This window comes from Bradyrhizobium valentinum, from assembly GCF_001440405.1.
GTDB classification, from domain to species: domain Bacteria; phylum Pseudomonadota; class Alphaproteobacteria; order Rhizobiales; family Xanthobacteraceae; genus Bradyrhizobium; species Bradyrhizobium valentinum.
The window spans coordinates 1-6,796 of sequence record NZ_LLXX01000136.1 but is presented as its reverse complement, the minus strand read 5'-3'; the positions used below and the strand labels follow the sequence as shown (position 1 = coordinate 6,796).

6 protein-coding genes and 1 pseudogene are annotated in these 6,796 nt (G+C 59.2%); 4 read left to right on the top strand and 3 right to left on the bottom strand.

Annotation, left to right across the window (positions count from 1 at the left end; genetic code table 11):
- Nucleotides 1-479: 479 nt before the first annotated feature.
- Entirely contained in the window at nucleotides 480-725 is a 246-nt protein-coding gene (locus CP49_RS23715; protein ID WP_057852600.1) for a hypothetical protein, read from the top strand.
- Nucleotides 726-965: 240 nt separating this feature from the next.
- Here the strand turns inward: CP49_RS23715 and CP49_RS23710 are convergent, their stop codons facing one another.
- Nucleotides 966-1,202, bottom strand: a complete 237-nt coding sequence (locus CP49_RS23710; RefSeq protein ID WP_057852599.1) for a zinc-finger domain-containing protein — start codon at nucleotides 1,200-1,202, stop codon at nucleotides 966-968.
- A gap of 179 nt (nucleotides 1,203-1,381) precedes the next feature.
- On the bottom strand, nucleotides 1,382-2,281 hold the full coding sequence (rpoH, locus tag CP49_RS23705; RefSeq protein ID WP_057852638.1) for an RNA polymerase sigma factor RpoH: 900 nt from the start codon (nucleotides 2,279-2,281) through the stop codon (nucleotides 1,382-1,384).
- Between the two features lie 96 nt (nucleotides 2,282-2,377).
- Here rpoH and CP49_RS23700 point away from each other — a divergent pair, with 96 nt between their 5' ends.
- Nucleotides 2,378-2,980 carry a MarR family winged helix-turn-helix transcriptional regulator gene (locus CP49_RS23700; protein WP_057852598.1) on the top strand — a complete coding sequence of 201 codons (603 nt, stop codon included), beginning with the start codon at nucleotides 2,378-2,380 and terminating at the stop codon, nucleotides 2,978-2,980.
- A 673-nt stretch (nucleotides 2,981-3,653) separates the two neighbouring features.
- A pseudogene (locus CP49_RS23695) lies at nucleotides 3,654-3,958 on the top strand (ferritin-like domain-containing protein); the annotation flags it as partial.
- Between the two features lie 1,494 nt (nucleotides 3,959-5,452).
- Here CP49_RS23695 and CP49_RS23685 read toward each other — a convergent pair.
- The gene (locus CP49_RS23685) at nucleotides 5,453-5,752 is read right to left on the bottom strand and encodes a hypothetical protein (protein ID WP_057852596.1); all 300 of its coding nucleotides are present in this window, start codon (nucleotides 5,750-5,752) and stop codon (nucleotides 5,453-5,455) included.
- Nucleotides 5,753-6,048: 296 nt separating this feature from the next.
- Here CP49_RS23685 and CP49_RS23680 point away from each other — a divergent pair.
- Nucleotides 6,049-6,796: aminotransferase class III-fold pyridoxal phosphate-dependent enzyme (locus CP49_RS23680; protein WP_156438601.1), on the top strand; the 748-nt coding region annotated here is incomplete at its 3' end.

Here is a 6,796-nt window from a genome sequence, read left to right as displayed (position 1 = left end):
GAAATGGACGTAATCGCCGCCAGCAACAACCATGAGAATGGTCCTCAGACGGGGGTAAGACTAACATATGGTGGTTTATCCGGCCTCCTACAAGCGAGGGCTGCATGAGCGCATCAATCTGCCAGCGCCCATCTTCCCTAGACCGCCGCGATAAGCGTTTGGGCAATGGCCAAGCCCGCTCGCGTCGGCATCGGATCAAGCCTGCCGCAGGTCCAATTCGGCCCCGTTCCTTTAGGGAACAGGCGAATTAACGCGCTAAATGCATCGCGTGTGCGGATCCATCGCCAGAAGCCGAAGGCACTCGGCCAAAAGTTCGGCTGCGGATTTATGCGGCATCTCTCCATCAAGGTTCTCCGGCTTCGGGAGTGCTGTGGGGTGCCGTGGCGCGCCTTTTTCTTTGCAGTAATGGGTTGCTCCGGACTTGCCCGGACCGGAATCGCACCAATCTAATAGGCATCGCTTTATATGGAGTAGCAGCGATGGCAGGGCTCAAGACCCCGCGTCAGCTGGCAGACCGGATGCGCGATCATCGCGCGCAGCACCGCGCCCGCGATGGTTTCGTGCGAGAGACCTTCACCCAGCGCCGTGACGACGCCCGCCAAACGGTCAGGGAGTTCCTCGATCACTACCCGAAGCCGGCCTACATGAGCGAGATCGAGCACTGGCGCGAGCTGCCAGGCGGGGAGATCGAGTTCACGATGAGGCGGCTGCGAACGGCAGTCTGAACGGGGACGACCCCGAAATCAGATAGTCGCATCGTGCATGAAGAGACCTGTGGAAATTGCCGCTGCTGCCGCAGCTCTAGCTTCGGCCGTCGTGACGCTTGCATCCTGCCGGCTTGCATCCTGCCGAATTCGGATCGTTCGTGGTCATGGTGAACCGCCCCGAAACTGCGGGACGATGGCGCCTGAGGCTGATTGGCTGCGGCCGGCATGACGAAGGAAGCAGCGTTGCTGCTTTTTGACTCAGTCCCTGTCACCGTAAGCACAATCTGCCGGATCAGCTTCGTGTGCGCCCAAGCTCGGATCGAAGCGGAATAGCGTAGAGCAATAGGGGCTGACGATCTCACTGGCATCGCCCATCTTGAGGAAGATGTGTGGGTGATCTTGTGGCGGTTTATCCCCAATGCACTTGAACTCGCGGCAGCCAATGCGGACGATCGGCACCCCGACTTCGTTATGAAACGTCGGATAACTTTCCATCTGCAGTGCGCGGCTTAGGCGCCCGATCGATGATGCGAAGTGCCGTGCATGGATCGTCGAGCGAGGGCTCGATCAGCACCCGGTGAGCGGCGCCCCTCTCGCGTCGTTCGGTTGCCGTAAAACGTACCCATAGCGACACGTCCATCGTCAGTTTCTCCCACCAAGGGAGAGGTTGGAAGCTAACGCACCTGTAGAGACGCCGGGGTCGGCATCGCCGCGACGGGGTGCTTCACTGCGTTCTGCACCTTCTCGAAGGCGCTCACCTCGATCTGGCGCACGCGCTCGCGGGAGACGCCGAATTCCTCGGCCAGCTCCACAAGCGTGATCTGTTCCTCGGCGAGCCGGCGCGTCTCGAAGATGCGCCGCTCGCGCTTGTTGAGCACGGTGAGCGCATCGGACAGCGTCTTGCGGCGGTTATCGAACTCCTCGCCGGCGGCGAGCGTCGTCTCCTGGTCCGGGGATTCGTCCACCAGCCAGTCTTGCCACTCGCCGGAATCGCCGTCCTCGCGGATCGCAGCGTTGAGCGAGGCGTCGCCGCCGAGCCGCCGGTTCATGCAAATCACGTCCGTTTCGGTGACGCCGATCCGCCGGGCGATAATCTTCACCTGGTCCAGCCGCATATCGCCATCGTCGAGGATGGAGATTTTGCTCTGGGCCTTGCGGAGGTTGAAGAACACCTTCTTCTGGTTGGCCGTGGTGCCCATCTTCACCAGCGACCACGAGCGCAGGATGTATTCCTGGATCGCCGCCTTGATCCACCACACGGCGTACGTGGCGAACCGGAAGCCCTTCTCCGGCTCGAAGCGCTCGACCGCCTGCATCAGGCCGACATTGCCCTCGGAGATCGCCTCGGAGATCGGCAGGCCGTAGCCGCGATGGTCCCTGGCGATCTTGGTCACGAGCCGCAGATGGCTGGTAACCAGCTTGTGCGCCGCGTCGCGATCGCCGTGCTCGCGCCAGCGCTTGGCTAGCATGTATTCTTCCCGGCGTTCCAACATCGGGAACCGCCGGATTTCCTCAAGATAACGGGTGAGGCCGGGTTCGGCTGTAAGGATCGGCAGGGCCGCGTTGCGGGCCATGATCAAGCCCTCAAACTAGTTTCGAAACAAAATTATCTGCATCCAATCGGTTGTCAAGTTAATTTCGAAACGCTATTATATCTCGAAGAGGCAAACATGTCAGCGCGCGAAACGGCAGAGCTCCTGCTGCAGGCGGGACGGCTCGTACAAGCTGAGGGCTATGACGGCGAGCTCAGTCCGGCCCAATGGATGGCGCTCCGCTTCTTCGCCCGTGCCAACCCGTTCTCGCGGACCCCGTCGGCATTCGCGGAATTTCAAGCGACAACCCGCGGCACCGCAACACAAGCCATTAAGGCGCTTGAAGCGGGCGGGTACTTGGTCCGACAGCCATTCAAGACGGACGGGCGAAGCGTAAGTCTGCGACTGACGAGCAAGGGCAAAAAAGCCCTTGCACGCGATCCGTTCGAAGTTCTGGTGCGCGCCGTGGATTCGCTCGACGCGACAGAGCGAACTGCGATGCGTCGCGCCCTGCACCAAGTGTTGTCCACTCTAGCTACGAGTGGGGCGCATCGGCGCTTCGGTGTCTGCCAGGACTGCACGTACTTCGGCAGAGAGATGTGCGGCAACCTGCCGAGCACGGGCCCCTCGGCCGCTGAATGCCTGCTCCTCGGTGTTCCGATTCAGCCAGAGGACGTAGGTCTTCTGTGCGTCCATTTTCAACCAATGAACGAGCACCGCAAGGACGGACACCATGAATGAGTTCACCACTGCGATCTGCTGAAAGGACGCTTAATTGACCTTCGTCGTCAACGAGAGGGCGCAGAGCTTTGGGGTGATCTCTGTCGCTCATGCGCAAATCGCTTTCGGGAAATCTACTCTCTTCACGCGGGCCAATTCGGCGAGATCACAATCCCGCATTTTCTGTTCGCCGAAGTGATCGAATAATTTTAGTTGTTTGCTGCGGTGCATGAGTCTCCGAATCTGGCACGAGACGGACATCGCATCGGCTGTCGCCGATGTCCGTTCTTCGGGGTAGAGCGGAAATCGCTGGGATTTGCGCCGAAGTCCGAAGGTGACTGCGATAAAGCAGACATAGGAATGGAGCTAGCGGGCTTCCGATGATCGTTTGTTCCTGCAACGTCCTAAGCGACACCGAGGTGCGAACTGTCGCCAACACTGCGACGCGCCGAACCACCAGCTATGTCTATAGCTGCCTTGGCTGCAGAGCCCGCTGCGGTCGCTGCGCCCGCAACATCCGAGAAATCATGGACGAGGTTTTTGACGGAGCGAAAGTCGGTCGTGCGGATGGCGGCGCCGTACTCGCTGCGCCCGCGGACAAGCAGCCCTAGGCTTCAATGGTGCCGCCATCCAGTGGCATCGTTCAGACTAAATTTTCTAGAGTCTGAACCATGGCCAAAACAGGAGCGTGGTTATGAAGGGTGATGCAAAGGTCGTCGAATTTCTAAATAAGGCGCTGCGGCATGAATTGAATATTGGTTGCACTACCGGCTGCTCGACAATTGGGGTTACAAGGATCTGGCCAAGCAGTGGCGTAAGGAATCGATCGAAGAAATGGAGCACGCTGACAAGCTGGTCGTGCGAATCATTTTCCTCGAAGGTTTCCCGAACCTGCAACTGCTCGATCCCCTGCGCATCGGTCAGAACGTCAAAGAGGTGCTTGACTGCGACCTGGCGGCGGAGATTTCCGCCCGCACGCTCGACCAGGAAGCCGCAACGGGTTGAAATTCCGCAGCGCAGGGTCTCCTGCACCACCGAGGTGTGCTATCCTTTCCCTGGAGGACAAGAGGCCGACCAGGTGCGAATGAAACGACGCGCGTTCATCACGCTGCTCGACGGCGCTGCAGCCGCGCCGGATTGGCGTCATGATCGCCCTCCCGGAGGGAGATCCGGAATTGAAAAAGCGGCTCGCGGCGTTCCGGCAACGGCTCCGGTCAAACTGAGAAGACGCAGCACCACGACGGCACAGCGAGGAGCCTAGCAAGATGGTCTAGTAGGGGCCTCCATTCAAAGGCACTCGCGCTGAATGACTAGACTCTGCAACACAAGGAGGAAAAAATGAAAATGTTACCTCAAGTCTTGTTTTGGTTGGGACTAATTTCTATCCCGTTCGCATGGGTGGTATGGTACTTTGGGCCACAGCTTGAAGTCCTAAGGCCAGTCCTTGCCAGTATTAGCGATCCTGCTTTAAGAGCGGCTTTGCAAGAAGCCCACGCAGAGCGGTTGGGAATTTGGGTCGGTGTTTGGCCAGTATCACTCCTGGTATTGAGTCAAATCCTGGAAACGAAAATGCGGGGATAAAAACGCCGTCGCCGCTGCTGACGAACGATTGGCTCTCGATTGGTAGAGTTGAACGATCTTCGCGTATGCGCGGCAATATCCCGAGCACTTTGGAATCGAGCGCAATGTAGTTGCGTATACGTCTGCCCCAGCGTTGCGCGAACTCGATCGCTTTCGGAGGAGATGGAGAGCTAGACAAGCCGGTCGCCTTCCTCCACGACGACCTCCATCGCTTTCGTATCGACCATCCGCTCTTCAGCGCCAAGACCAATCGGCGGTTCCCGCCCGTCGCACTGCCCAGGCTCGATACCAGCACTATCTCTTTCCATCGAGCGTGACGCAGTAGAACAGCGCCGATCAGTATCGAGGCAAAAGGAATTGTCATCGATACTATGAAGATCAATGCGATGATCCCGACCGTGAGGAGCAGGTAAGTGCGCTCGGGCATCGCTTCCTGTAGATAAAACTTGCATCGCAGTCTCTAATTACGATGCGAGGACCAAATATTAATACGCCCCCAAGCACCAATAGAATTGACCTGGCTCAAAGTGCACATCGAGTAAAATCACTGCAATCCTACGCACGTCGTTTGCTGCGGTGCATGAGTCCGGAATTAGCACCTTTGAGACATGCTGACCGGCTCCTGGATTGTCCGCTTGTTGGGGAAGACCGGAAGTGACCGGCGCACGGTCAAAGTGACGCGAATCCAACTGAGACCTTATCCCGCCGAGGCTGAAATCGTCCCGTCGCACACTCCTTCGGCATTCACTCCAGAACATCATAAGTAGACTTGGCGGCCTGCCTTCGGGCGAATCGCGCTATTTGTCTACCTTTTCACCTGAACAGGGCGGGAGGTCGGCTTGCTGGCCTCCCGCTTTCTGTTGTCGCATGACGACTGGCGCTGGGCGGCTGACTCCTCCTCATCGCCGCCGTTTAGTCGCAGCGGCGCTCCCTGCGCGTGATCCTGCGGCCGTCGTTCCGTTCAATCGTGATGGTCTCCATGCGGCAGCGGTGTCGTGGGCCGATGGTGACATCACCTGGACCGACGCCAACAGTGGCGTTGGAGTCGTACCCCCGACGTTCCCTATAGTAGCCGGGGTCGCGGTCGTCGAGGTGCCGCCCGGTCTGCATATCTACTTGGGTCATCTTGACGCCTTGAGCCTTGGCCGGAATGACGAGCGGAGCAGTCAGCACCGCTGCGGCTGCCAACACGGCAAGAGCGATCTTCATCATGTTGGAGGCCCTCCTTGGGGCTTGATTTCGTGGTGCAACGGGCACGAACGCTGAGGGTTCCACCGCACGGCAGCGGGAGCAACTGTGATCAGTCTGGTCGGAGGTGCGGTGATGCCTGTAGCCGGAACAGGCCGATCGCCAGGTTGTTTCTGTCCAGCCCGATAGGTAGTGCCGTTTAGCGTCACCCAATGCGTCCGCAAGCAATGCCTGTGGTAACTTGATCATCGGGCATTCGCAGGCTGGAAAATGGCGATAGCCCACTGCCTGCCAGTTCGCTCCAACTGGAGTGACAAAACATGGATCCATCGGTCACTGATTTCATCGCGAGGGAAGCGCGCTTTGGCGCCCAGAACTACGAACCGCTCGGCGTCGTTCTGTCGCGCGGCGAGGGCGTCTTTGTTTGGGATACGCAGGGCCATCGCTACCTCGATTGCCTCTCCGCTTATTCCGCGGTGAATCAGGGCCACTGCCATCCGAAGATCTTGGCCGCGATGGTGGAGCAGGCGGGCCGGCTGACGCTGACGTCGCGCGCCTTTCACAACGACCAGCTGGCCCTCTTTTACGAAGAGATCGCGGCGCTGACCGGCTCCCACAAGGTGCTGCCGATGAACAGCGGCGCCGAAGCGGTGGAGAGTGCGATCAAGTCGGTGCGCAAATGGGGCTATGAGGTGAAGGGGGTGCCAGACGGGCAGGCCGAGATCATCGTCTGCGCCGATAATTTTCACGGCCGCACCCTTGGCATCATTGGCTTCAGCACCGACCCGGCGGCACGTGACCATTTCGGACCGTTCGCGGCGGGCTTCAAGATCATCGCCTTCGGCGATGCCACGGCGCTGAAGAGGGCAATCACGCCCAATACGGTCGCCTTTTTGGTCGAACCGATCCAGGGAGAAGCGGGCGTCGTCATCCCACCGTCAGGTTACTTTACAGAAGTGCGCGAACTCTGCACTGCAGATGACGTGATGCTGATTCTGGACGAGATCCAGACCGGGCTCGGCCGCACCGGCAAGCTGCTCGCGGAACAGCACGAGGGCATCGAGGCGG

Bases quoted from the DNA above. Each gene is read 5' to 3' on its own strand.
- CP49_RS23715 (WP_057852600.1), top strand. From the start codon at position 480: ATGGCAGGGCTCAAGACCCCGCGTCAGCTGGCAGACCGGATGCGCGAT.
- CP49_RS23710 (WP_057852599.1), bottom strand. From the start codon at position 1,202: ATGGAAAGTTATCCGACGTTTCATAACGAAGTCGGGGTGCCGATCGTC.
- rpoH (WP_057852638.1), bottom strand. From the start codon at position 2,281: ATGGCCCGCAACGCGGCCCTGCCGATCCTTACAGCCGAACCCGGCCTC.
- CP49_RS23700 (WP_057852598.1), top strand. From the start codon at position 2,378: ATGTCAGCGCGCGAAACGGCAGAGCTCCTGCTGCAGGCGGGACGGCTC.
- CP49_RS23685 (WP_057852596.1), bottom strand. From the start codon at position 5,752: ATGATGAAGATCGCTCTTGCCGTGTTGGCAGCCGCAGCGGTGCTGACT.